This is a genomic window from Phytopseudomonas argentinensis, assembly GCF_900113905.1.
Lineage (GTDB): Bacteria > Pseudomonadota > Gammaproteobacteria > Pseudomonadales > Pseudomonadaceae > Aquipseudomonas > Aquipseudomonas argentinensis.
Window position 1 is genome coordinate 809,999 of sequence record NZ_FORC01000001.1, and the last position, 24,180, is coordinate 834,178.

At 63.9% G+C, this 24,180-nt stretch carries 21 protein-coding genes, 1 tRNA gene and 1 riboswitch; of the genes, 14 read left to right on the forward strand and 8 right to left on the reverse strand.

The features are described from left to right. Window position 1 precedes the first annotated feature (1 nt). A complete protein-coding gene (locus tag BM154_RS03665) occupies window positions 2-340 on the forward strand; it encodes a tryptophan synthase subunit beta (RefSeq protein WP_074881033.1) in 339 nt (112 codons plus the stop codon). On the opposite strand, the gene lapD is transcribed toward BM154_RS03665, so the two are convergent. The 3 genes from lapD to BM154_RS03680 form a co-directional block, all read right to left on the reverse strand. Next, window positions 341-2,272 (reverse strand): cyclic di-GMP receptor LapD, encoded by a 1,932-nt coding sequence (lapD, locus tag BM154_RS03670; RefSeq protein WP_074881034.1) that lies wholly within the window; start codon window positions 2,270-2,272, stop codon window positions 341-343. It abuts the gene before it with no gap. A gap of 20 nt (window positions 2,273-2,292) precedes the next feature. After that, the gene (gene lapG / locus BM154_RS03675) at window positions 2,293-2,982 is read right to left on the reverse strand and encodes a cysteine protease LapG (protein WP_139225378.1); all 690 of its coding nucleotides are present in this window, start codon (window positions 2,980-2,982) and stop codon (window positions 2,293-2,295) included. A 123-nt stretch (window positions 2,983-3,105) separates the two neighbouring features. Next, entirely contained in the window at window positions 3,106-3,561 is a 456-nt protein-coding gene (locus tag BM154_RS03680) for a hypothetical protein (RefSeq protein WP_074881035.1), read from the reverse strand. A gap of 326 nt (window positions 3,562-3,887) precedes the next feature. Further along, window positions 3,888-3,993: riboswitch (guanidine-I (ykkC/yxkD leader) on the forward strand. Between the two features lie 63 nt (window positions 3,994-4,056). Here BM154_RS03680 and BM154_RS03685 point away from each other — a divergent pair. The 13 genes from BM154_RS03685 to BM154_RS03745 all read left to right on the forward strand — a co-directional run bounded on the left by BM154_RS03685 (window position 4,057) and on the right by BM154_RS03745 (window position 17,638). After that, window positions 4,057-5,124, forward strand: a complete 1,068-nt coding sequence (locus tag BM154_RS03685) for a putative urea ABC transporter substrate-binding protein (protein ID WP_074881036.1) — start codon at window positions 4,057-4,059, stop codon at window positions 5,122-5,124. Between the two features lie 67 nt (window positions 5,125-5,191). Continuing rightward, window positions 5,192-6,007, forward strand: coding sequence for an ABC transporter permease (locus BM154_RS03690; protein WP_074881037.1), 816 nt, complete (start codon window positions 5,192-5,194; stop codon window positions 6,005-6,007). Beyond that, a complete protein-coding gene (locus BM154_RS03695) occupies window positions 6,004-6,813 on the forward strand; it encodes an ABC transporter ATP-binding protein (protein WP_074881038.1) in 810 nt (269 codons plus the stop codon). The genes BM154_RS03690 and BM154_RS03695 overlap by 4 nt, the downstream gene beginning before the upstream one ends. Further along, window positions 6,810-7,538 (forward strand): urea amidolyase associated protein UAAP1, encoded by a 729-nt coding sequence (locus tag BM154_RS03700; protein ID WP_074881039.1) that lies wholly within the window; start codon window positions 6,810-6,812, stop codon window positions 7,536-7,538. The genes BM154_RS03695 and BM154_RS03700 overlap by 4 nt, the downstream gene beginning before the upstream one ends. Before the next feature lie 10 nt (window positions 7,539-7,548). Then, on the forward strand, window positions 7,549-8,184 hold the full coding sequence (locus tag BM154_RS03705; protein WP_074881040.1) for an urea amidolyase associated protein UAAP2: 636 nt from the start codon (window positions 7,549-7,551) through the stop codon (window positions 8,182-8,184). A 323-nt stretch (window positions 8,185-8,507) separates the two neighbouring features. Then, window positions 8,508-12,164 carry an urea carboxylase gene (gene uca, locus BM154_RS03710; protein ID WP_074882346.1) on the forward strand — a complete coding sequence of 1,219 codons (3,657 nt, stop codon included), beginning with the start codon at window positions 8,508-8,510 and terminating at the stop codon, window positions 12,162-12,164. A 216-nt stretch (window positions 12,165-12,380) separates the two neighbouring features. Beyond that, window positions 12,381-12,602, forward strand: coding sequence for a cysteine-rich CWC family protein (locus BM154_RS03715; protein ID WP_074881041.1), 222 nt, complete (start codon window positions 12,381-12,383; stop codon window positions 12,600-12,602). 3 nt (window positions 12,603-12,605) lie between these two features. Next, window positions 12,606-13,298 carry a pseudouridine synthase gene (locus BM154_RS03720; protein WP_074881042.1) on the forward strand — a complete coding sequence of 231 codons (693 nt, stop codon included), beginning with the start codon at window positions 12,606-12,608 and terminating at the stop codon, window positions 13,296-13,298. Between the two features lie 231 nt (window positions 13,299-13,529). Beyond that, the gene (locus BM154_RS03725; protein WP_074881043.1) at window positions 13,530-14,408 is read left to right on the forward strand and encodes an alpha/beta fold hydrolase; all 879 of its coding nucleotides are present in this window, start codon (window positions 13,530-13,532) and stop codon (window positions 14,406-14,408) included. A gap of 96 nt (window positions 14,409-14,504) precedes the next feature. Further along, window positions 14,505-14,578 (forward strand) — tRNA-Gly (locus tag BM154_RS03730). 195 nt (window positions 14,579-14,773) lie between these two features. After that, entirely contained in the window at window positions 14,774-15,787 is a 1,014-nt protein-coding gene (locus BM154_RS03735) for an ABC transporter substrate-binding protein (protein ID WP_244157052.1), read from the forward strand. Further along, complete coding sequence (locus BM154_RS03740) at window positions 15,780-16,850, forward strand: FecCD family ABC transporter permease (protein ID WP_244157054.1); 1,071 nt, start codon at window positions 15,780-15,782, stop codon at window positions 16,848-16,850. Before BM154_RS03735 ends, BM154_RS03740 begins: the two co-directional genes overlap by 8 nt. After that, window positions 16,847-17,638, forward strand: coding sequence for an ABC transporter ATP-binding protein (locus tag BM154_RS03745; RefSeq protein WP_074881046.1), 792 nt, complete (start codon window positions 16,847-16,849; stop codon window positions 17,636-17,638). Before BM154_RS03740 ends, BM154_RS03745 begins: the two co-directional genes overlap by 4 nt. A 13-nt stretch (window positions 17,639-17,651) precedes the next feature. On the opposite strand, the gene BM154_RS03750 is transcribed toward BM154_RS03745, so the two are convergent. From BM154_RS03750 to BM154_RS03770, 5 genes are all read right to left on the reverse strand, one after another. Next, window positions 17,652-19,766 carry a TonB-dependent siderophore receptor gene (locus tag BM154_RS03750; protein WP_074881047.1) on the reverse strand — a complete coding sequence of 705 codons (2,115 nt, stop codon included), beginning with the start codon at window positions 19,764-19,766 and terminating at the stop codon, window positions 17,652-17,654. A 147-nt stretch (window positions 19,767-19,913) separates the two neighbouring features. Beyond that, window positions 19,914-20,591, reverse strand: coding sequence for a type 1 glutamine amidotransferase domain-containing protein (locus tag BM154_RS03755; RefSeq protein WP_074881048.1), 678 nt, complete (start codon window positions 20,589-20,591; stop codon window positions 19,914-19,916). Window positions 20,592-20,784: 193 nt separating this feature from the next. Next, window positions 20,785-22,257: a ribosome biogenesis GTPase Der gene (der, locus tag BM154_RS03760; RefSeq protein ID WP_074881049.1), complete on the reverse strand. Its 1,473-nt coding sequence runs from the start codon at window positions 22,255-22,257 to the stop codon at window positions 20,785-20,787. A 117-nt stretch (window positions 22,258-22,374) separates the two neighbouring features. Beyond that, entirely contained in the window at window positions 22,375-23,526 is a 1,152-nt protein-coding gene (gene bamB / locus BM154_RS03765; RefSeq protein ID WP_074881050.1) for an outer membrane protein assembly factor BamB, read from the reverse strand. After that, the gene (locus tag BM154_RS03770) at window positions 23,519-24,157 is read right to left on the reverse strand and encodes a tetratricopeptide repeat protein (RefSeq protein WP_074882348.1); all 639 of its coding nucleotides are present in this window, start codon (window positions 24,155-24,157) and stop codon (window positions 23,519-23,521) included. Before BM154_RS03770 ends, bamB begins: the two co-directional genes overlap by 8 nt. Between the last annotated feature and the right edge of the window lie 23 nt (window positions 24,158-24,180).

Below are 24,180 nucleotides of genomic sequence, written 5' to 3' on the forward strand. Positions count from 1 at the left end.
CGTGTTCTATATAAAACGTAATGCCGAGGGTGCACTGCTGCGCGTGCAGCCCGAACCTTTCGAAGGAATGAATGGCGAGCTTCCAGCCGATAGCGAAGAAGCCCGGGCCTGGTTTTCCAACCAGAATGTGGAAAGCAGCCTGCTGCAGCTCAAGCAGAGCGACCTGGATATGATCCGTGTACTCGAGGACTTGATCGACGTACTGATCAAGAAAGGCGTGGTACGCATCACCGACCTGCCGGAAGCGGCCCAGAGCAAGCTGATGGGGCGTAGCCGAGCGCGCGATGCACTCGGCGGCATGAACAGGTTGATCAATGACGAAGAACGCGGCCTGATCTGATCAGGCCCAGGCGGCCGGCTCGCTGAACAGGCGCCCCTGTACGCCGCTGACTCCCATCGTCTGCAACACTTCCCACTCCCCACGGGTTTCCACCCGCTCGGCGATCAACGGCAGATCGATGCTATTGGCCGCCCGCTGCATGGCCTCGATGAACAGGCGCTTGTCGCTTTCCTGATCGATGCCGCGGATAAAGCTGCCGTCCACCTTCAGGTAGGCCAGGCCCAGCTTGGCCAGATTGCCGATCATGCTGAAGCGCCCACCGAAGTGCTGCAGGCCAAGTTCGACGCCCAGGCTGCGCAGCTTTCGCGTGATGGCTTCGAGCTCTGCCGCACCCGGCAACTGGCTCTCATCCAATTCCAGGATCAGACGACCACTGACTGCCGGATTCATGCGCAGGCGCTCATAGACCTCTTGCAGGGCCTGCGGGTCACGCACGGTGATTCCCGACAGGCTCAGTGCCACCTGCCCTTCATGATTGGCGAGTTGCGCCAGCAAGGCGTCGAGCATTACCAGGTCCAGGCGGGCGGTCCAGCCGAAGCGCTCGAGCCACGGCAGGAACTGACCGGCGGGAATGGTTTCGCCGCGCGCGTCGAGCAGGCGCGCCAATACCTTGTTGTGCAGCACCTGAGTCGGGTCGGCCGCATTGACCACCGGCTGCACGTATTGCAGGAACTGCCCCTGCTGCAGGGCGCTGTCCAGCAGGTGATGCCAGTCGTTGCGCTCGCCGTTGGCAGCGGCCTGCTGGCGATGCTCGACGAACGCCCAATGCTTGCGGCCGTTGCTGACCGCCTCGGCCAGGGCGGCATCCAGCGCACTGTACAGCTCGCTGCTGTTCGCTCCCGGTGCGAAGGTGGTGATGCCGATATGGGCCACTGGCGAGCAATCACTGGCGCCGGTCTGCTGCAACGTCAGCAGGGCACCGCACAGCTGTTCGGCCAAATGCTCGGCCTCCTGACGGTCGACACCGGCGGCCAGCAAGGCGAATTCGCCGCCGCGGTTGCGCGCTAGCAGGAACCGCCCCTGGCTGACCTGCTGCAACTGCTCGGCCACCGCCTTGAGCAACTGGTCGGTACGTTGCCCGCCGATACGCTGGTTCAGACCGACAAGGTCATTGACCCGCAACAGCATCAGTGCACCGCTGCTGGCGCGCTCCTCTCCGGTCAGACGGGCCTGCAGGTCTAGGTCGAAATAGCGGCGGTTGGCTAGGCCGGTCAGGCTGTCCTGATAGGCTTCAGCGTGCAGTTTCTCACTGCGCGAGGCCTCCTCGTCGAACAGCGTCTTGAGCTTCTCCACCATCTGGTTCATGGCGTTGACCACCCGGCGAAACTCGGGGGTACGCGGCAGGTTCGGCGCGCTGAGGAACTCGCGGCGAGCGATGGCGTTGGACTGCTCGACCATGTATTCCAGCGGGCGCAGTTGGCGCTTGAGCAGCAGCACACCCAGGGCAATGCACAGCAGGCTGATCAGCGCCAGCCACAGGAAGGTGGCGTAGGCGGTCTGCCACAGTTTGGCGATGGCGAAATACGGGTGGCTGACCACCTCGACCCGCGCAGCCTGATTCCAGCCATCACTGACGATGGCGTCGCCCTGGGCTGGCGCCAGGTTCACCAGATCGGCGAACCACTGCGGCGCACCTCGGCCCAGACTCGGGCCGGAGCGCTCGACCAGCACCTTTTCATCCGGGCCGATCACCCGGATGCTCTCGAAATAGCCACTGTCGAAAATCGAGCTGACCATCAGTTCCAGCATCGCCGGGTCGTCCAGGTGCGAACCGAGCGACAGGCCCAGTGCCGTGGCGGCGTCCTGCGCATGGGAGCGCAGCTGGTTGACCTGCTGCCCGCGCGAACTCTCCACGTTGACCACGACGCTGCCGGCGAAACTCACCAGCATCAGCACGCAGATGGCGACACACAACTGCTTGAACAGTGACATGCACAACTCCTCGCTACGCCTTAGGGAAACCCTTCAGCGCGCATCTTCTTCAACAAATCCTGCCAGCGCGAAAGGCGCTTGCTGTCTCCCACCTGCTTGCCGCCAGCCGGCCCCGGCACCCAGAGCCCTTCGGCATTGAAGGCATACACGGGCACCAGGTCATTGCGCTCGGTGGCGGGCTCGATGGCATCGATCAGGTTATCCAGTACCAGCGGTACCGAGGTGGGGGTCGGGTAATAGGTCAGCACCATATGTGCCTGGTTCAGGCGCACCGCCTTGACGTAGGTGATGCGCAGCTTCTCGCTCGGTACGCCCAGCTCACGCAGGCTGAAGTACTTGGCGATGGCGTAATCTTCGCAATCGGCGGCGCCGCGCATCAGCGCCTCGACGGGCGTCGCCCAGTAGTCGGCAACGCCCCAGATTTCCTGGTCGTCACGGAAACGCAATTGCAGGTTGAAAAACCGGTTCACGGCCTTGAGCTGGTCGGCCTCCGGGGCGTTGCGCTGCTCGTCGAGCAGCCGTTGCCAGGCATCGATGCGGGGTTTGCCGGCGCCCAATGGACCATACAGCTGTTCGGCTCGAGCGGCGATACGCTGGAAGTCCCACTGCGCATGCAGGCCGCCAGCCACCAGCGACAGGGCGAGCAGCCACGCCACCAGCAACGGCCAGCGATAACGAGGTGAGAGAACGCCAGAACCGCCGATGGGCACGACAATGCTTCCAGATAAGCAACGTCGTCATGGTGCGGCGCGGGCACACAAAAAACAATTGCTAGATGCCACTACAGGCGACGAACGTACCGATGCGCACCGCGGTAAGCATCGGTACGGCTTTCAGCGCCGACGCTCGGGCATCCCCTGGATACGCCGGGGCGCCTCGCGTTGCTGCCATTGTGGCGGCGCATAGCGCTGGCGTTGCTGTTGCTGGTAGTGATGGCGCTGCGCTTCCCAACCTGGCCGTGGCGCCGGGCGGTAGTCACGGCGATTGCGATCATGGCGACCGTAATAGCGTTGTTCATAACCCGGCGGGTTGTAGTGGCGCGGCGGCGGTGGCGGCGTGTAATACCCGGGCGGCGGTGCATGGTAGACGGGCGGCGTGTAGCGCCGGTCGTAGCGACGATCCTCATAGACGTATACGCGGGGTGCGCCATACACCTCGGTGCGCTCCACATAGGTGCCGGGGCGGTACTCACGTTCGTAATAGCGATTGCCATAGCGACTGTCGCCGTACACGGCACAACCTGTCAGCGAGAAACCCAACAACGCAACGAGCATGGATTTACGGATCATGGGGCGGCCTCCTTCGACCGCGAAACGCACATCAGCGGCTGCCGATGCCGGGGGGATATCCCCAGCCATCAGACAATTCCAGCTACGCTGAATCCGCTCCACTCGTCGGTCAGTGGCAACAATCATTCGGCGCGACGCGGCCCAGGCCGGCGCGCCGAAATCGCGCACAACCCATTCTCAACGCACCAGCAGAGCGCAGCTACCTCGCCCATCCGGAGCAGGCGGCCCTACGCCACAGCGCATTCTTTCGCCTGGCACGATCCTCGCTTATACCCTGTCGAGCAGGAAAATCCTCGGCATCGGCCAGGACAGCGGCATCACAACTTGCAATAGCTGACTAGGGTTCCGGTTCGCCAACAAACGGCGAATGACTGGTCCGAGAGTTGGCGACCTCCTCGAGGGGTTACACGGCGGGACAAAAGCCCGGGAGAACGCGCCCCAGTAATGGGACATGCCGCGCACTCCTGCCCGCCCTTTCTCGAACTGGAGGTCCTCATGCGCAAGCCCCGTCTCTTCTCCGTTCTCGCCGCCGGTCTGGCGGCAGCCCTCGCGATCAACAGCCAGGCTGCGCAAAAGGACAGTTTCAGCGTGTGCTGGACCATCTACGCCGGCTGGATGCCCTGGGAATATGGCGACGCCCAAGGGATCGTCAACAAATGGGCTGACAAATACGGCATCAGCATCGACGTGGTGCAGATCAATGACTACGTCGAGTCGATCAACCAGTACAGCGCCGGCCAGTTCGACGGTTGCACCATGACCAACATGGACGCCCTGACCATCCCCGCCGCCGGTGGCGTAGACAGCACCGCGCTGATCGTCGGCGACTTCTCCAACGGCAACGACGGCGTAGTGCTCAAGGGCGAGAAGAAAACCCTTGCCGACCTCAAGGGCCAGAACGTCAACCTGGTCGAGCTCTCGGTCTCCCACTACCTGCTCGCCTGTGGTCTGGAAAAAGCAGGCTTGAGCGAGCGTGACCTGAAGGTGGTGAACACCTCGGATGCCGACATGGTCGCCGCCTTCGCCACCCAGGACGTCACCGCTGTCACCACCTGGAACCCGCTGCTCGCCGAGATCGAAGCCACGCCCGGGGTGACCAAGGTCTTCGATTCCAGCCAGATTCCCGGCGAAATCATTGACCTGATGGTGGTCAACAGCGACACCCTCAAGGACAACCCGGCCCTGGGCAAGGCGCTGACCGGTGCCTGGTACGAAATCATGGCGACCATGGGCGACAGCGGCGCTGCCGGCCAGGCGGCCCGCGAGCACATGGCCAAGGCCTCGGGCACCGACCTGAAGAGTTACGAGGCGCAGCTCGCCACCACCAAGATGTTCTACAGCGCCAAGGACGCCGTGGCCTTCACCAAGAGCCCGCGTCTGCCGGAAACCATGAGCAAGGTCGCAGCCTTCTCCTTCGATCACGGCCTGCTCGGCGAGGGCGCGCAGAGCGCCGATGCCATCGGCATGAGCTTCGCGGGCGGCGTGACCACGGGTGATCAGGGCAACCTCAAGCTGCGCTTCGACCCGACCTACATGCAGATGGCTGCCGACGGCCAGCTTTGATCCTCCTGGGAGTGCGGGGTGGATCGGACCACCGCCTCGCAACCCCAACACGCATAACGAGATCGCCATGCGCCTGATAAACCGACATCCCGACCGGGCCGGCCGCCTGCTGCTGGTGTTGCTGCCATTCGCGCTGCTGCTGTTCGCCTACTTCACGGCGTCGGCGCAGCGCCTGGCAGACAACCCCAACGACAAGTTGCTGCCCAGCGCCAGCCAGATGGTTGCGGCCGTCGACCGCATGGCCTTTACCGAAGACAAGCGCACCGGCGAATACGCCTTCTGGCGGGACACCACCTCGAGCCTCACGCGCCTCGGCTTGGGTATCGGCATCGCTGCCGTGGTCGGGCTGTGCCTGGGTATCGCCGCGGGCATTCTGCCGCTGCTAGGGGCACCGCTGTCACCACTGCTCACTGTGCTGTCGATGGTGCCGCCGTTGGCGATATTGCCGATCCTGTTCATCGTTTTTGGCCTCGGTGAGCTGTCCAAGGTGATGCTGATCGTCATCGGCATCACCCCGATCCTGGCGCGCGATCTGGAGCAGCGCGCCCGGGAAATCCCCCAGGAACTGCTGATCAAGGCGCAGACCCTTGGCGCCAGCACCTGGACGCTAATCCTGCGCGTGGTACTGCCGCAGCTGCTACCACGCCTGCTCATCGCTTTACGCCTGGTGCTGGGCTCCGCCTGGCTGTTCCTGATCGCTGCCGAAGCCATCGCCAGTACCGACGGCCTCGGCTATCGCATCTTCCTGGTACGCCGCTACATGGCCATGGACGTGATCCTGCCGTACGTGCTGTGGATCACCCTGCTCGCCTGGCTGATGGACCTGGGTCTGCGCCAACTGACGCGGCTGTGCTTTCCCTGGTACGAGGGAGCAAAAACATGAGCGCCTTTATTCAAGTAAAAAACGTTTGGCAGGTTTATGGCGAACAAACCGTTCTGGAACGCCTGAACCTGTCCATCGCCGAAGGCGAGTTCTGCACCCTGGTCGGTGCATCCGGTTGCGGCAAGTCGACCTTCCTGCGCCTGCTGCTGGGCCAGGAGCGCCCCAGCAAGGGCGAGATCCTGCTGGACGGTACACCGCTGGCCGGCGAGCCGGATGCCAGCCGTGGCGTGGTGTTTCAGCGCTACTCGGTATTCCCGCACCTGAGCGTGTTGGATAACGTCGCCATCGGCCTGGAGCTGCCGTGCTCCGCTCTGCTCGGCCGGCTGTTCGGCAGCGCCAAGCGCGCCGCCCGGGAACAGGCCGCCGAGCTGCTGCAGAAAGTCGGCCTTGGCCATGCCCTCGACAAATACCCCAGCCAGCTATCCGGCGGCATGCAGCAACGCCTGGCGATTGCCCAGGCACTGATCATGAAACCCCGTGTACTGCTGCTCGACGAACCCTTCGGCGCGTTGGATCCCGGCATCCGCAAGGACATGCACGCCCTGCTGCTCGAACTGTGGCGCGAAACCGGGCTGACCGTATTCATGGTCACCCACGACCTGTCCGAAGGCTTCAGCCTCGGCACCCGCCTGATGGTGTTCGACAAGACCCGCATCGACCCACACGCGCCAAACGCCTTTGGCGCGCGCATCACCTACGACATTCCTCTCAACGAAGATCGCCGAGCCGTCCGTGCCGCGCTCGACACGCTGCCGGCCCACCTGACCGACGGCCTGCCAACTGCCCAACAAGGAGTCCGAGCATGACTGCCTCTCTAACCCTGCGCCCCACCCTCTATGAGGAAACCGTCCCCGGCGGCGGCCATACCTCGTTCGTGCTCAAGCGCGGCCAACTGCTGCGCCTCACCGATATCGAAGGCGGCGCCAACGTCAGCCTGCTGCTGTTCAACGCCGTCGAGAAAAGCGAGCGCCTGAACCTGCCCGACACCCTCAAGGGCCAGCACACCGCCAAGCTCACCGCCGGCTATTGCCTGTACTCGGACATGGGCAAGGTACTGGCGGCCATCACCGCCGACACCTGCGGCTGGCACGATAGCTTCGGCGGCGTACTGAATGCCGATGAAGTCGCCGAGAAGTACGGCCAGGGCCGCTACCAGGAACTGCGCAACGGCTTCTTCCGCAACGGCACGGACAACCTGCTGGTGGAAATGGGCAAGTGGAACCTCGCCCTTCCGGACCTGCTGATGAACCTCAACCTGTTCAGCCGCGTGGACGTCGATGCAAACGGCGCCTTTCAGTTCCAACCCGGCAACAGCCAGGCGGGTGACTACATCGAGCTGTACGCGCCGATGGACACCCTGGTGGTGCTCACCGCCCTGCAACACCCGATGGACCCCAACCCGCAATACGCCCCCAAGCCGGTGCAACTGGCCTGGAGCAAGGTGCAAAGCGACGGCATCAGCGTGCTGTGCCGCACCTCACGCCCGGAAAACGGCCGCGCCTTCCACAACACCGAACGCCAGTACCTCTGAGGATGCCGACATGAAACTGACCGCCAGCAACCTGCATCCCGAAACCGCCGTGCTGCGCCACACCATCCCGGCGGGTGAGCCCTACCTGTTCGAGGTCAAGGCCGGGCAGACCCTGCGCCTGCATGACCTGGAAGGCAACCAGGCGATCGATACCCTGTTCTTCGCCGCCGCCAACCCGCGCGAGCGATTCGATCCGCAGCGCACCCTGCGCAAGCAGAACAACGTCTACCTGACCACTGGCACGGTGCTCTACTCCAACCTCGGCAAGCCGCTGCTGACCATCGTTGCCGACACCTGTGGGCGCCACGATACCCTCGGCGGCGCCTGCGCCCAGGAGAGCAACACCGTGCGTTACGCGCTGGACAAGCGCTATATGCACAGCTGCCGCGACAACTTCCTGCGCGCCAGCCTGCACGACGGCCGCCTGGAGAAGCGCGACATCGGCGCCAATATCAACTTCTTCATGAACGTGCCGGTCACGCCAGAGGGCGGCCTGACTTTCGAGGACGGCATCTCCGCGCCGGGCAAGTACGTCGAGCTGCGCGCCGAGACCGACGTGATCGTGCTGATCTCCAATTGCCCGCAGCTCAACAACCCCTGCAACGGCTGGAACCCGACGCCTGCCGAGGTGCTGGTATGGAACTGAGCCAATGCCTGCGCCGCTTCCTGCTGCTGATCTGCCAGAGCCGTTCAGGGCAATGCCTGAACATCGCTCCCCAGAAAAACCGCGACTCGTAGGGTGGATCGGGGCGCGTAGCCGTCGCTCTTCACGTCCACCAAATTGGTGAAAACGTAGGCCCGTCGGATGGGTCGGGCCGCGTAGGTGAAACCCATCAATGCACTCGCGGATTTCACCTACGCGACCCAACGAAAGACACCTCGCTACTCGAACAAAGCCACCACGGACGGCCGTGGTGCAGACCCAAGACCGGCGGGACGGCCCGCCATGCCCTTCGAGGCTCAATGAAGATGTTCGACAAACTCTTGATCGCCAACCGCGGCGCCATCGCCTGCCGCATCCTGCGTACCCTGCGTGAGCTCGACGTCAAAGGCGTCGCCGTCTATTCCGAAGCCGATGTGGCCAGCCGGCATATCCAGCAGGCCGACGAGGCGCTCTCCCTCGGTGAGGGCCCGGCCGCGCAAACTTATCTGGAGATCGACAAGATTCTCGGCGTCGCCAAACAGACCGGCGCCGAAGCCATCCACCCGGGCTACGGTTTTCTCTCCGAAAACGCCGCCTTCGCCGAAGCCTGCGAAGCGGCCGGTATCGCCTTCGTCGGCCCGACGCCCGAGCAACTGCGCGTGTTCGGCCTCAAGCACACCGCCCGTGCCCTGGCCAAGCAGCACGGCGTGCCGATGCTCGAAGGCACCGAGCTGTTGGAAAACCTCGACGCCGCGCTGGTCGCAGGCGAACAGGTCGGCTACCCGGTGATGCTGAAAAGCACCGCTGGTGGCGGCGGTATCGGCATGCGCGTCTGCCGTTCGGCCGCCGAGCTCTCCGACGCCTTCGAGGCGGTCAAACGCCTGGGTGAGAACAACTTCAGCGACAGCGGCGTATTTATCGAAAAATACATCCAGCGTGCCCGCCACCTGGAAGTGCAGGTATTCGGCGATGGCCAGGGTGAAGTGATCGCCCTCGGCGTGCGCGACTGCTCGGTGCAGCGCCGCAACCAGAAGGTGCTGGAAGAAACCCCGGCGCCCAACCTGCCCGCCGGCATGGCCGACGAGCTGTGCGCCGCGGCGATCAAGCTGGCCAAAGCGGTCAGCTATCGCAGCGCCGGCACCGTCGAATTCGTCTATGACAGCGAGGCCGAGCGTTTCTACTTCCTGGAAGTGAATACCCGCCTGCAGGTCGAGCACGGCGTCACCGAACAGGTGTGGGGCGTCGACCTGGTGCGCTGGATGATCGAGCTGGCCGCCGGCGATCTGCCGCCGCTAAGCGAATTGGCAGCACGACTACAGCCCAGCGGCCATGCCATTCAGGCGCGGCTGTATGCAGAAGACCCGGGCCGTGACTTCCAGCCCAGCCCCGGCCTGCTCACCGCCGTGCAGTTTCCCGAAGCCGACGGCAAGGCGCTGCGTATCGACACCTGGGTCGAGGCCGGCTGCGAGATTCCGCCCTACTTCGACCCGATGATCGCCAAGCTGATCACCTGGCAGCCAACCCGTGCACAAGCCAGCGCCGCGCTAGACGATGCACTGGCCCACTCGGTGCTGTACGGCGTGGAATGCAACCGCGACTACCTGCGCCAGATCCTTGCTGACGCGCCCTTCGCCAGCGGCTCGCCGTGGACACGCTGCCTGGAGAATCTGGTCTACCAGGCCACTACCTTCGAGTTGCTGAGCGCCGGCACCCAGACCACCGTGCAGGACTTCCCTGGTCGCCTTGGCTACTGGGCCGTCGGCGTGCCGCCGTCCGGGCCGATGGACAGCCGTGCCCTGCGCCTGGGCAACCGCCTGCTCGGCAATGAGGCAGGCGCCGCTGCGCTGGAAATCACCATGAGCGGCCCGCTGCTGCGCTTCAACACCGATGCGGTGATCGCCGTGACCGGCGCCGAAATCCCCCTGAGCATCGATGGCATCGCCCAGCCGATCAACACCGCGCTGCTGATCAAGGCCGGCAGCACCCTGGCCCTCGGTACCATCAATGGGCCCGGCGCGCGTAGCTATCTCAGCATTCGTGGCGGCATCCAAGTGCCGGATTACCTGGGCAGCAAGAGCACCTTCACCCTCGGCCAGTTCGGCGGTCACGGCGGTCGCGCCCTGCGCGCCGGGGACGTGCTGCATATCCCCGCTCTGGCAGATCGCCAGGCCGGTGCCCAACTGCCCGCCGAGCTGTACCCCGCCCTGCCCGCGGTGCGCGAAATCCGCGTGATCTATGGCCCCCACGGCGCGCCGGAATACTTCACGCCCGCCTATATCGACAGCTTTTTCGCCACCGCCTGGGAAGTGCACTTCAACTCCAGCCGCACCGGCGTGCGCCTGATCGGGCCAAAGCCCGAGTGGGTGCGCGACAGCGGCGGCGAAGCTGGCCTGCATCCCTCGAACATCCACGACAATCCCTACGCCATCGGCGCGGTGGATTTCACTGGTGACATGCCGGTGATCCTCGGCCCGGACGGCCCAAGCCTGGGCGGTTTCGTCTGCCCGGTGACCATCATCGAGGCCGACCTCTGGCAGCTCGGCCAACTGAAGGCCGGCGACAAGGTGCGCTTCGTGCCGGTGGATATCGCCACGGCGCGGGAGTTGGCACAGAACAATGCACGCGAATACGCAGAACTCTGTGAGAGCGGCCGGGCGGCGCTCCGCTTTAGCCGCGATGCAGACGACACCCATATCGCGGATAAATCCGCTCCCATAAAGGCATCCGAACTACAAAACCCCATCGTGCTGGATATCGGCCAGGACGATACCCGCCTGGTCGCGCGCCTGTCTGGCGATACTCACCTGCTGCTGGAAATCGGCCAGCCCGAGCTGGATCTGGTGCTGCGCTTCCGCGGCCATGCGCTGATGCAGGCACTGGAAGCCAAGAAGCTCGACGGCGTGATCGACCTGACGCCCGGCATCCGCTCGCTGCAAGTACACTACCAGCCGGAAACCCTGGCGCTGCGCAAACTGCTGGATATCGTCGCCGGCGAATGGGACGCCGTGTGTGCCGCGCGTGACCTCAAGGTGCCGTCACGTATCGTCCACCTGCCGCTGTCCTGGGACGACCCGGCCTGCCAGTTGGCCATCGACAAGTACATGACCACCGTGCGCAAGGACGCCCCCTGGTGCCCGAGCAACCTGGAGTTCATCCGCCGCATCAACGACCTGCCGAATCTGGATGAGGTCTACCGCACCGTGTTCGACGCCAGCTATCTGGTCATGGGCCTGGGTGACGTCTACCTCGGTGCGCCAGTGGCCACGCCGCTCGACCCGCGCCATCGCCTGGTCACCACCAAGTACAACCCGGCGCGCACCTGGACCGCCGAAAACTCGGTGGGCATCGGCGGCGCCTATATGTGCGTGTACGGCATGGAAGGCCCCGGCGGTTATCAGTTCGTCGGCCGCACCCTGCAGATGTGGAACCGCTACCGCGAGGTGGCGGCGTTTGGGGGCAAGCCCTGGCTGCTGCGCTTCTTCGACCAGATCCGCTTCTACCCGGTCAGTGCCGATGAATTGCTGCGCATCCGCCGCGACTTCCCGCTCGGTCGCTTCGAGCTGCGTATCGAGGAAAGCGAGCTGGCCCTGGCCGACTACCAGCAATTCCTCAGCGAAGAAGCCGATGGCATCGCCGCCTTCCGTGACCAGCAGCGCACGGCCTTCGCCGCCGAACGGCAACGCTGGATCGACTCCGGCCAGGCGCACTTCGAGAGCGAGGAAGGCGTGGCCGAAGTGACCGAGGATGCGCCGCTCGACGCTGGCCAGCACAGCGTCGACAGCCATATCGCCGGCAACCTCTGGCAGGTGCAGGTCGAGGAAGGCACCGCGGTCGATGCCGGCGACGTGCTGGTGATTCTGGAATCAATGAAGATGGAGATCCCGCTGACCGCGCCGGTGGCCGGCATCGTCCGCGAGATTCGCGTGCAACCGGGCACCGCGGTGCGCGCCGGCCAGCGGGTGGCCGTTATCGAACAGGCGTAAACGCCTCGACCAGGCGGCGCGAACCCCATGCTTCGCGTCGCTCGGCTTGCGCCCTGGGCATCGCCCACCTAGCATGGCGGCCACGCCTCAAGAAGCCAGCACCTTGCCGTCACCGCCCGCCCAAACCGCCAGCGCTCGCTTGCCAATGCTCATCCTGCGGGCTTGGCCTGCTGCCGGCAAACAGGCCGGGTACGACCAGCTGCGCGAGCCAGCCCGATGAACACCAACCTGTGCCCCGCCTGCGGCCAGCCCAACAGTTGCGCCCAGGCCACGAGCGACAACGAGGTGACGCATTGCTGGTGCTTCGAAGTCGAGGTCCAGCCGCAAGCGCTGCAGGAACTGCCGCCCGAGGCCTTGAACCGTGCCTGCCTGTGCCCGCGCTGCGCGGGGACCGTGCACAGCTCTGTTTCCCAAGAGCACGACCGCGAGCCCGACTGAACCATGCGCCTGGATCGCTTCCTGAGTAACTTCCCGCGCTTCAGTCGCCAGGACAGCCGCCTGCTAATCAGCGCCGGCCGCCTGCGCGTGGACGGCGAGATCATCTTTGATCCGCGCTTCGATATCCGCGACTTCCAGCGCGTGGAGCTGGACGACGAACTGCTGCAGGCCGGGCGCAGCGCGCGCTACTGGATGCTGCACAAACCGGTCGGCGTGGTCAGCGCCACCGAGCACGACGAACACAGCACCGTGCTCGATCTGCTCGATGAGCCTGACAAGCACGAGCTGCACCTGGCCGGGCGGCTGGACCTCAACACCAGTGGCCTGCTGCTGATCACCAACGATGGGCGCTGGTCGCGGCGCATCACCCAACCGCAAGAGCGCAAGCCCAAGGTCTACCACGTCACAACCGAGCAGCCGATCACCGACGAGTACGCCGAAGTCTTCGCCCGCGGCCTGTACTTCGCCTTCGAAGACCTCACCACCCTGCCCGCCGAACTCGACGTGCTGGACAGCCATCACGCCCGGCTGACCCTGTTCGAAGGCCGCTACCATCAGGTCAAACGCATGTTCGGCCACTTCCGCAACCGCGTCGTCGCCCTGCATCGCGAACGCATGGGCGAGATCGTCCTCGATCCGCAACTGGCGCCCGGCCAGTACCGCGCCCTCAGCACGGCAGAAATCGCCAGCGTCTGAACTGCCGCCGCCGATGGTCTGTGTGCCCTGGAAAATGGGCGCCTGGCTGTTGAGAAGAGCGCACGCCCAAGCCTTTTCCTTACAGTCCTGAAACCTGCGCTAACCATCCAATCACAAGACCCTCCAGCCTGACATTGCCTTGTCATATCCAGGCGCTTTCCTAGCTAGGTGACTTGCCGGTTCACGGTTCGCCGTCAGCCAGGTTCATCTTTTGCGCCCGGAGGAATCCATATGAAGCCAGCAATCGCTGTCATCGATGTTCACAGGACGTACAAGGTACATACCGAATTTCACGCCAACCCCTCGGCGCAGAAGACCATCATCCTGGTCAACGGCTCGCTGGCAACCACCGCGTCCTTCGCGCAGACGGTCAAATACCTCGGCACCCAGTTCAACGTGGTGCTTTTCGACCAGCCCTACGCCGGCCAGTCGCGAGCGCACAACCGCAACGAGCATTGCATAACCAAGGAAGACGAAGCGGCGATCCTGCTCGACCTGATTGACCACTACGGGGCCCAGTACCTGATGTCGTTTTCCTGGGGCGGCATAGCCAGCATGCTGGCCCTGAGCAAACGCCCGCCTACCCTGGAAAAAGCCATCTTTGCCTCGTTCTCGCCAATCCTCAACGAGCCGATGCTCGACTACCTGGGCCGCGCCCTGGTGTGCCTGAATCAGGAGGACGGCGACAAGGTCGGCCACCTGATCAACACCACCATCGGCAAGCACCTGCCCTCGCTGTTCAAGCGTTACAACCACAAGCACACCAGCCGCCTGTCCGCCCACGAATACCGGCAGATGAACGCCCACGTGCATCAGGTGCTGCGCATGCAGGCCCACTGCCAACTGGACCGCTTGGGCGGCATCGGTATCCCGCTGCTGTTCATCAACGGCGAACTCGACGAATACACCTCGGTCGCTGACGCCCGCCTGATGGCCCGTTACATCACCGACTGCCACTTCGCCAAGGTTAGCAACACCGGCCATTTCATCGACATGGAACACAAAGGTGCCTGGCTGCAGACCCAAAACGCCGTGCTGGGCTTTCTACAACACAGCGCCAGCGGCAAACGCTTCACGCCACACCCCGGCCTGCACGCCATGGCCGTATGAAGCCCTGGCTGCGAGCCGAAGATGCCCGGCTTTTCGCTCAACGGCTAACGCAGGCTTCATTTCGCCAGCGAATTCGGGTATAAAGTCGCCCTCGATGCGGGCTTCGTATAATGGCATTACCTGAGCTTCCCAAGCTCATGACGAGGGTTCGATTCCCTTAGCCCGCTCCAGATCAGAAACACTAAAGCCCTGCCCCTGCAGGGCTTTTTTGTATCTGCCTGACGTACGGCATACTTGGCCCAGCAACGCCTACCACGGTTAAAACGGACAACGAGACGATGAGCAAGCAACGCGCTTACCCACTAGTAGTAATGGTTATCGCTTTTCTTTTTTCTAGCCTTTGTCACGCCGGGCAGGTGGTTGATGTGTTGGGACGTAGCGTCACCGTGACGCTACCAGCCAAACGGGTGGTGCTGGGGTTCAACTTCGAGGATTACGCAGCCGTCGGTGGCGAGAAGGCGTTCGATTCGGTGGTGGGGATTTCCCGTGGGGCCTGGGAGCGTAAGGTGCCGACAATTTGGAAGCGCTATGTGGAGCGCTTCCCGCAGCTGGACACCCTGGCCGATGTTGGCGAAGTGGAAACCCAGAGTTTTTCGGTCGAGAAGGTGCTGAGCCTGGAGCCGGATCTGCTGGTGCTGACCGACTGGCAATTCCAGGCGCTGCCCGATGAGGTGGCGCGGCTGGAGAAAGCCGGCGTGCCGGTGCTGGTGATCGACTACAACGCCCAGACCCTGGAACGCCATGTGAACTCCACCCTGCTGCTCGGCGAAGTGACCGGCCAGCAGGCTCGCGCCCGTGAGCTGGCGGACCTGTACAGCGCAGCGGTCAGGGATATCGAGACGCGCATCGCCAAGGCCAACAAGCCCAAGCCGCGCATCTATATCGAGTTCGGCAACAAGGGCCCGGCCGAATACTCCTTCACCTATGGCAATAACATGTGGGGCGCCATGGCTGCCGCGGTCGGCGGCGACAATATCGCCGCACCCTATGTAAAGGCCTGGGGCCAGATCAACCCTGAGCAGGTGCTGGTTGCGCGCCCCGAGGTGATCATCATTTCCGGCCGTGAAGACAACAGCAACCCCAGCGCCCTGCCCATGGGCCCTGGCGTAGACGAAGCCACGGCGCGCAAGCAGCTGCAGGCTTTCGCCGCGCGGCCGGGCTGGGCGGAACTGCCGGCGATTCGTGATGGTCGCTTGTACGGCGTTTACCAGGGCGCTTCGCGCAGCCTGGGCGACTTCACCATGCTGCAGTTCATTGCCAAGCAGCTGTACCCGGATCTGTTCGCCGATCTCGACCCAATGGCCAACTACATGAATTACTATCGCAAGTACCTGCCGATCCCGCTCGAGGGCACCTATGCCATCAGCGCCCATGAATAAGCCTGAAGCCATGGTGCCATCGGCGGTCGAGCGCGACGCCATTGCCGAGCACCGACTGCGCGAGCGCAAGCGCTGGCGCAACTGCCTGCTGTTCACCCTGCTGTGCGGCGCCTGTCTGGTGCTGGACATCGCCACCGGGCCGTCGATGCTCTCGCCGTGGGACGTGCTGCGCTCACTGTTGAACATTGGCGAGCGTGCGGCGATGACCGATACCATCGTGCATGACCTGCGCCTGCCCGTGGCGCTGATGGCACTGGCCGTCGGTGCGGCGCTCGGCGCCGGTGGCGCGCAGATGCAGACCCTGCTCAACAACCCCATGGCCAGCCCCTACACCCTGGGCATGGCCGCCGCGGCCGGCTTTGGCGCGGCGCTGAGCCTGGCCTTCGGCAGTTTCGGGCTGGGCCCGCTGATCGGCGTGCCACTGGGCGCCTTCGCCTGTTCGATGCTGGCAGTGGTGTTTCTGTTCGCCCTGGCCACGCTACGCCACGCCGGCAGCCATACGATCATCCTGGGCGGCATCGCCATGCTGTTCCTGTTCCAGTCGCTGCTGTCGCTGGTGCAGTTTCTGTCCTCGCCGGAGTTGTCGCAGCAGATTCTGTTCTGGCTGTTCGGCAACCTCGGCAAGGCGACCTGGACGACCCTGGGCATCACCGCCGGTGTGACCCTGCTGTGCTGCGTGATCCTGATGGGCGATGCCTGGAAGCTGGCGGCCCTGAGCCTGGGCGAAACCCGCGCGGTGAGCCTGGGTGTGAACATCCGCGTACTGCGCCTGAAGATCCTGATTCTGGTGGCGGTGATGACCGCCACGGCAACCAGCTTCGTCGGCGTGATCGGCTTCGTCGGCCTGGTGTCGCCGCATATCGCGCGGATGCTGGTCGGTGAGGATCAGCGCTTTTTGCTGCCGCTGTCGGCCATCTGCGGCGCCTTCATGCTGTCGGCGGCGTCGGTGCTGTCCAAGTCCATCGTGCCGGGCGCGCTGTTTCCCATCGGTATCGTCACCGCCATCGTCGGCGTGCCGTTCCTGCTCTGGCTGATCTTCGCCCCGCAGCGAGGCCGCACATGATCCAGCTCGACAACCTTGCCCTCGCCCGCTCCGGGCGCACCATCCTGCATGGCCTGAGTACCACGTTGGAGCCGGGCGCCATCCATGTGGTGCTGGGCCCCAATGGCACCGGCAAGACCACCCTGCTGCGCGCCATGGCCGGCGACCTGCCACTGGCCGGCGGCGCCATCACCCATGGCGAACACAGCCGCGGCGCTGGGGCGGCCAGTCGAGGCGTGCTCGAAGCTTGGCGGCGCGACTTTGCCTATATGCCCCAGGATTGCAGCACCGAGGTGTCACTGTCGGTGCTCGAAGTGGTGGTGCTGGGTAACCTCGGGCAGATCGGCTTGCGTCTGGACGATGAGCAATTGCAGCGCGCCATGGAAAAGCTCTCCCAGGTCGGCATCGCCCACCTGGCCGGGCGCAGCATCGGCTCGCTCAGCGGCGGGCAGCGGCAGATGGCGTTCTTCGCCCAGGTGCTGATGCGCGAACCCAGGGTGATGCTGCTCGACGAGCCAGTCAGCGCCCTCGACCTGCGCCACCAGATCGCCCTGCTCGACCGCGTGCGCCAGGAGACGCGCAGCCGCAACCTGGTGACGGTGGTGGTGCTGCACGACCTGAACCTGGCCTGCCAGTACGCCGACAACCTGCTGGTGCTGGTCGACGGCCAACTGGCCGCCAGCGGCCACCCAGGCGAGATCGTCACCGCAGAGTTGCTGCAGAGCACCTATGGCGTGGCGGTGGATATTCTGAAGGATCGTCAGGGGCGGCCGGTGGTCCAACCGCTAAGCGCTCAGGCCTTCGCCTGAGCGCTACGGGTTATCAGAAGGTGTAGGTGAAGCCGGTCTGCACGGTGCGTGGCTCGCCCGGGTAGGCGTAGGCGTTAAACGAACCTTCCTCATAACCCTTGTTGAACACGTTCCTCACGTCCAGGTTCAGGCGTAGGTGCTCGTTGACCTTGTAGAAGCTCAGCAGGTCGGTAACCGTGTAGTCGGTCATCGTGTAGGTGGTCGCGGTCGTCTGCCCAGCACGCTCATCCACGTACTTGAGGTTGACGCCCAGGCCGAGGCCACGCAAGGCGCCGTCATGGAACTCATAGACGTTAAGCAGATTGAAGGCGTTGCGCGGGATATTGGCCAGGCGCGTGCCTTTGGGCAGCGTGCTGTCCTTTGTGACTTCGGCATCCACATAGGCGTAGCCGCCGATTACTCGCCACTCGGGCGTCAGCTCGCCCGCCACGTTGACCTCGAAACCACGGCTGCGCACTTCACCAGCGGCGATGCGAAAGCTGGGATCCACCGGGTCGACGGTCTGCACGTTTTCCTTGATGGTATGGAACACCGCCGTATCGATATTCAGCAGGCCATCCAGCGCTGCCCACTTCATGCCGAGCTCGTAAGCCTTGCCCTCTTCCGGGTCAAAACCGCCGCCCAGGCGCGCCGCGCCGGAGTTGGGCTTGAAGGATTTGGAGGCGTTGGCGTAGACCGCGACGCTATCGGTCAGGTCATAGATGACGCCGACGCGCGGGGTCACGGCGTTGTCGGCCTTTTCCCAGTCTGCGTTGTTTATCCGTAGATCATCGTATTTGTGTTCGAAGCGCTCCAGGCGAACACCGCCCAGCACCTTGAAGCGCTCGGTCAGCGCGATTTGGTCTTGCACGAACGCAGCCCAGGTTTTCAGGTTCTCGCGATCATGCGTCGTGATATTGCCGAGTGCGGGGCGAGGCTGACCGAGCACCGGATCGAAAATATTGATCGGGTAGGCGGCGGTAGAACGATTGATGATCGAGCTGTAATCGTAATCTTCGTACTCGACACCGGTGATCAGCGTGTGGGCGAAGCCCATTGTCTCGAAGTGACCGGTAAGGTTGAGCTGGAAATCGTGATCGGTCCACTCCAGCTTGCGGTAATTGAAGTTACGATTCAGCGTCACGTTATCAGCGGCAATCCCGTTGGCCTCGACTGCGTTGCCCTTGAGGGAACCATCCAGATACTGATAACCGCCAGCCAACGACCAATCGTCATTGAGCTGATGCTCGAAACGCAGCTGCACCATGTCGTTGTCGTTATGCAGCATATTGTCGGTGCCCTTCTCCCAGTAATAGGTCGAATGGCTGGGCTGACCACGCTGTCCCGGGTAGTGGGTCAGGCCGCGATCGAGCGGGTGGTTGTTACGCATGAAATCACCTTCGAAGGTGATGCGCGTGTCATCGGACACCTGCCAGCTGAGCACCGGGGCGATGCCGTACCGCTCGCTCTCCACATCGTCACGGAAGCTGTCGCCGCCCTCGCCGACCACGTTCAGGCGATAGGCCAGGCGGCCTTCTTCGTCCAGCGGACCGCCCGTGTCCAGCGTGCCACGGCGCAGGCCCTGGTCGGTGAACTGGCTGCCGATGGTGGTGCGCTGCTCGGCCAGCGGCTGCTTGGTGACCACGTTGAATGTACCGCCGGGGTCGCCACGGCCATACAGTGTCGCGGCCGGGCCACGCAGCACTTCCACACGTTCCAGGGTGTTGGCATCCGGCGAGTTGGGGTAGCCGCGGTTGATCGGAAAACCGTTGCGGTAGAACTCGCCCGTGGTGAAACCACGTACGGTGAAGGTCGTCAGCCCCTGGCCGCCAAAGTTATTGGCACGGCCAACGCCGCCGGCCTGGTCCAGGGCTTGCTGCAGGCGCGTGGCGGAGATGTCGTCGATCACGTCGCGCGGTACCACGCTGACCGATTGCGGCGTTTCATGCAGAGCGGTATCGGTGCGCGTGGCGCTCGCCGAGCGAGTTGCCGCATAGCCTTGCACGGGGCCGGTCGCGCTTTCTGCGCTGCCGGTAACGACGGAGTCGGGAAGTTCCAGCGCGCCGTCTTCCGGCACGGTCAGCGAAGCGGCGTGAACGCCGACGGAACACAGGGACAACAGGCAGATTGAAGCACGACTCCAGCGCATGGAAAGACGGTCCTAATGGGAGGGGTCGCGATCATAATCCAACTGCGATTCACTCACAATTGCATTAAATAATCACCTTCATGCCCATCAGCACCGCCTTCTGCGCCTTGGCTGAAGCGCCAGGCGGTGGCGCTGCGGCCGAGAGATTTACTTGAGCTGCGCCAGCAGTGCCTCGGCAGCAGCTTCGGAACTGGCCGGGTTCTGGCCGGTGACCAGTTTGCCATCCTCGATCACGAAGGAGCCCCAGTCCTCGCCCTTTTCATATTGCCCGCCGAGCTTCTGGAACTCGTCTTCGATCAGAAACGGCACCACGTCGGTCAGCTGTACGCCGGCCTCTTCGCTGTTGCTGAAACCGGTAACTCGACGCCCCTTCACCAACGGGCTACCGTCCACAGCCTTGACATGGCGCAGCGCGCCCGGCGCGTGGCAGACGAAGCCAATGGGTTTGCCGGCACGCTCGAAAGCTTCGATCAGGGCGATGGATTCGCGCGATTCGGCCAGGTCCCACAACGGGCCGTGGCCGCCAGGATAGAACACAGTATCGAAATCCTGCTGGCTCACCGAGGCGAGCTTCACGGTGCTGGCCAGTTGGCGCTGCGCCTCGGCGTCGGCCTTGAAACGACGGGTAGCATCGGTCTGCGCATCGGGCGCATCACTTTTCGGATCCAGCGGCGGCTGGCCACCAGCAGGCGACGCCAGCACGATGTCGGCACCGGCATCCTTGAACACGTAGTAAGGCGCAGCGAACTCCTCGAGCCAGAAGCCGGTTTTCGCGTCAGTGTTGCCGAGCTGGTCGTGGGAAGTCAGCACCATCAGTACTTTCATCATGAACTCCTTGCTTGTGGCGATAGGGTTCTGGGTTAGTGGCTTGAAACGGCGGAGAGTGCCCCAGCTTTTTCGTTCACAACAGGCACGGCCACCATCGGCTCGGTAGCCGATCAAGAGCGCAGAAATGAAAAAAGGGGCAGCTACGGCTGTAGCTACCCCTCCATTACCGGCTGCTGATACCAGCGACCTGTCAGCGCTTGTCCTTGCGCTTCTTCTCGGCCTTCTTGTGGTGGCTCATCAGGCGGCGCTTCTTGTTTACCTGGCGGTCGGTCAGGGTGTTCTTGTTACCCTCGTAGGGGTTTTCGCCACCCTTGTACTCGATGCGGATCGGCGTACCGACCAGTTTCAGTACGCGACGATAGGTGTTCTCCAGGTAACGGGAATAGGCCCGCGGTACAGCGTCGACCTGATTACCGTGGATCACGATCAGCGGCGGGTTGGCACCACCCAGGTGAGCGTAACGCAGCTTGATGCGGCGACCGTTGACCAGCGGCGGCTGGTGCTCCTGCACGGCATCCTCGAGGATCTGCGTCAGGCGGCTGGTCGGCCAGCGGGTAATCGCCGACTGGAACGAGGCCTGCACCGATTTGTACAGGTGACCCACGCCGGTGCCGTGCAGCGCCGAGATGAAGTGGATATCGGCGAAGTCGACGAAGAACAGCCGGCGTTGCAGCTCGGTCTTCACGTAGTCGCGCTCGCTGGGCTCCATGCCATCCCACTTGTTCAAGGCGATGACCAGCGCGCGGCCACTCTCGAGCACGAAGCCGAGCAGGTTGAGGTCGTGGTCGACCACCCCTTCGCGGGCGTCCATGACGAACACCACGACGTTGGAGTCCTGGATGGCCTGCAGCGTTTTGACCACCGAGAACTTCTCCACCGCCTCGAAGATCTTGCCACGGCGGCGCACGCCGGCGGTGTCGATCAGCGTGTACTTCTCGTCGTCACGCTCGAAGGGAATGTAGATGCTGTCGCGAGTGGTGCCGGCCTGGTCGTAGACGATGACCCTGTCTTCACCGAGCATGCGGTTGACCAGGGTCGACTTGCCGACATTGGGGCGGCCGATGATGGCCAGCTTGATGCCGTCCTTCTCGCTCGGGCCGGGAATGCGCTTGGCTTCCTCGCCCTCGGCCACTTCTTCGGGCTCTTCGCCTTCAGCGGGCTCGCCGGCATCCTTGGGGAAGCTGCCCAGGGCGGCTTCGAGCATCTGGGTGATGCCACGGCCATGGGCACCGGCGATGGCCAGGGCTTCGCCCATGCCCAGCGGCGCGAATTCGGCGCGGGCCAGGTCAGGGTCAAGATTGTCGACCTTGTTGACCACCAGGAAGCTGCGCTTGTTGCGCTTGCGCAGGTGCTCGCCAATCATCTGGTCGGAGGCGGACAACCCGGCACGGGCGTCGACCAGGAAAAGCACGGCATCGGCTTCCTCGATGGCCTGCAGGGACTGCTCGGCCATCTTCGCGTCGATGCCCTCCTCGTCACCGGAGATACCGCCGGTGTCGATCACGATATAGGTACGTCCCTGCCACTTGGCCTCGCCGTACTGGCGGTCGCGGGTCAGACCCGAAAGATCCCCGACGATCGCGTCGCGGGTGCGGGTCAGGCGGTTGAACAAGGTGGATTTGCCGACGTTCGGCCGGCCCACCAGGGCAATTACGGGAACCATTCGGCTCTCCACTTCGTTATTTCAAAAAATACAAAAGCCGCTGCACAGGCAGCGGCCGCAAAATCTCGCACTATCCGCCCCGCTCGCCTGGCACTGCCAGGCGAACAGAGCCGGGGCTCACTTGATGGTCAGGGCCACCAGTTTGCCGCCGTTGCCGAAGGCATACAGCCAGTCGCCGACCACCAACGGGCGGGCGCGCAGACCGTCGCTGTCGATGCGGGTACGGCCGACAAAGCGACCGTCGACCTGGCTGATCAGGTGCAGATAGCCCTCAAAGTCACCAAACGCAACGTAGCTGGAGAACACCGCGGGCGACGACAACTGGCGGCGCGCCAGGGCATCGTTGGTCCACAGTGCCGACGCCGAACGCTCATCGATGCTTTCCACGGTGCCACTGGCCAGGGTCACGTACACGTTACCAAAACCCTGGGCCACGCCCATGGAGCTGGACGCCTCGCGTTGCCAGATCACCCGGCCGCTCTGCAGATCCAGCGCCGCAACGCGGCCCTGGTAGGTGACCACGTACAGCTGGCCACCGGAGAGCAGCAGGCCGCCATCGATATCGACGATACGGTCGAGCTCGGAGCGACCCTGGGGAATGGCCACGCGCTGTTCCCAGACCGGGATGCCGCGCTGCACGTCCAGGGCGACAACCTTGCCGCTGGACAGGCCGGCGATGGCCAGCTGATTGGTCAACAGCGGGCTGCCGGTACCGCGCAGGGTCAGCACGGCCGGGGTGTTCTCGAAGATCCAGCGTTGCTGGCCGCTATAGGCGTCCAGTGCGACAAGGGTGTCGTCCTGGGTCTGTACCAGCACGGTGTCGCTGCTGATGGCCGGGGCGGACAGCACTTCGCTCGGCACGCGGGCGCGCCATTTCTCCTCACCGCTGGACGAATCCAGGGCGATCACCTCACCCTTGAGGGTGCCGACCACGATCATTCCGTAGCCCGCCGCCACGGCGCCGGAAACCGGAACGTCCAGCTCCTGCTTCCAGGCCACCTTGCCGGTCATGCGATCCATGGCCACGACCAGGCCTTCGACGTCGGCGGCGAAGATCTGCTCGCCATCGACCACCGGCTCGAGCATGTTGTAGATGTCGCCCTGACCACTACCGATCGAGCGACTCCACTCTTTCTGCAGCTTCACTTCCTCGGTGAACTTGGGAAGTTCGGCAGGCGGCAGTTCTTTCTTGCTGTTGCTGCTGCAACCCACGGCCAGAACGGCCAGGGCCAGCAGTGCGGCATTCTTCCAGCGCATCACGTCATGCATCCCCTTTGGCCAGGTCGTCGATCTTCAGTTGCAGACCACCGACGGCAGCCTCTTCAGCCAGCGCACCCTTGGCTTTCACGTAGGCGGCATGGGCGTCGTCGGTACGACCCAGCTTCACCAGCAGGTCACCCCTGAGCTCTTCGCGGCTGGCCAGGAAGGCCTGGTCGGCATCGCCATCGAGCAGCTTGAGCGCTTCGTCAGCCTTGTCCTGGGCAGCCAGCACGCGAGCCAGGCGCTGACGGGCGAGTTCGCCCAGGGTCTCGTTGGCCGGCTTGTCGACCACGCTGCGCAGCTCGGTGGCGGCGTCGTCGAGCTTACCGGACTCGACCGCGACCTTGGCCACGAACAGGCTGCCGTACTGGGCGTACTGGGTACCGCCGAAGTCTTTCTTCAGCTCACCGGCGAGGGCTGCGACCTTGGCGGCGTCCGGCTGACCACTCGGGGTCATGGCCGACTCCAGCAGTTGCTGATAGACCACCGATGCGCCCTGCGCCTGGTTGGCCTGATACTTCTGCCAAGCCTGCCAGCCGAATACCGCGATCAACGCCAGGGCGCCGCCCGCCAGCAGTGGCTTGCCGTTACGATCCCACCAGTCTTTCAGGCCGGCCAGTTCATCATCATCGCTGTTCAACGCCACCCCAATACTCCTCAATC

Coding starts and splice junctions, on each gene's coding strand:
- bamB (WP_074881050.1), bottom strand. CDS start 23,526: ATGCATGACGTGATGCGCTGGAAGAATGCCGCACTGCTGGCCCTGGCC.
- BM154_RS03705 (WP_074881040.1), top strand. CDS start 7,549: ATGAAACTGACCGCCAGCAACCTGCATCCCGAAACCGCCGTGCTGCGC.
- BM154_RS03720 (WP_074881042.1), top strand. CDS start 12,606: ATGCGCCTGGATCGCTTCCTGAGTAACTTCCCGCGCTTCAGTCGCCAG.
- BM154_RS03755 (WP_074881048.1), bottom strand. CDS start 20,591: ATGAAAGTACTGATGGTGCTGACTTCCCACGACCAGCTCGGCAACACT.
- BM154_RS03725 (WP_074881043.1), top strand. CDS start 13,530: ATGAAGCCAGCAATCGCTGTCATCGATGTTCACAGGACGTACAAGGTA.
- lapD (WP_074881034.1), bottom strand. CDS start 2,272: ATGTCACTGTTCAAGCAGTTGTGTGTCGCCATCTGCGTGCTGATGCTG.
- BM154_RS03685 (WP_074881036.1), top strand. CDS start 4,057: ATGCGCAAGCCCCGTCTCTTCTCCGTTCTCGCCGCCGGTCTGGCGGCA.
- BM154_RS03690 (WP_074881037.1), top strand. CDS start 5,192: ATGCGCCTGATAAACCGACATCCCGACCGGGCCGGCCGCCTGCTGCTG.
- uca (WP_074882346.1), top strand. CDS start 8,508: ATGTTCGACAAACTCTTGATCGCCAACCGCGGCGCCATCGCCTGCCGC.
- BM154_RS03695 (WP_074881038.1), top strand. CDS start 6,004: ATGAGCGCCTTTATTCAAGTAAAAAACGTTTGGCAGGTTTATGGCGAA.
- BM154_RS03740 (WP_244157054.1), top strand. CDS start 15,780: ATGAATAAGCCTGAAGCCATGGTGCCATCGGCGGTCGAGCGCGACGCC.
- BM154_RS03715 (WP_074881041.1), top strand. CDS start 12,381: ATGAACACCAACCTGTGCCCCGCCTGCGGCCAGCCCAACAGTTGCGCC.
- BM154_RS03680 (WP_074881035.1), bottom strand. CDS start 3,561: ATGATCCGTAAATCCATGCTCGTTGCGTTGTTGGGTTTCTCGCTGACA.
- BM154_RS03745 (WP_074881046.1), top strand. CDS start 16,847: ATGATCCAGCTCGACAACCTTGCCCTCGCCCGCTCCGGGCGCACCATC.
- BM154_RS03700 (WP_074881039.1), top strand. CDS start 6,810: ATGACTGCCTCTCTAACCCTGCGCCCCACCCTCTATGAGGAAACCGTC.
- BM154_RS03750 (WP_074881047.1), bottom strand. CDS start 19,766: ATGCGCTGGAGTCGTGCTTCAATCTGCCTGTTGTCCCTGTGTTCCGTC.
- der (WP_074881049.1), bottom strand. CDS start 22,257: ATGGTTCCCGTAATTGCCCTGGTGGGCCGGCCGAACGTCGGCAAATCC.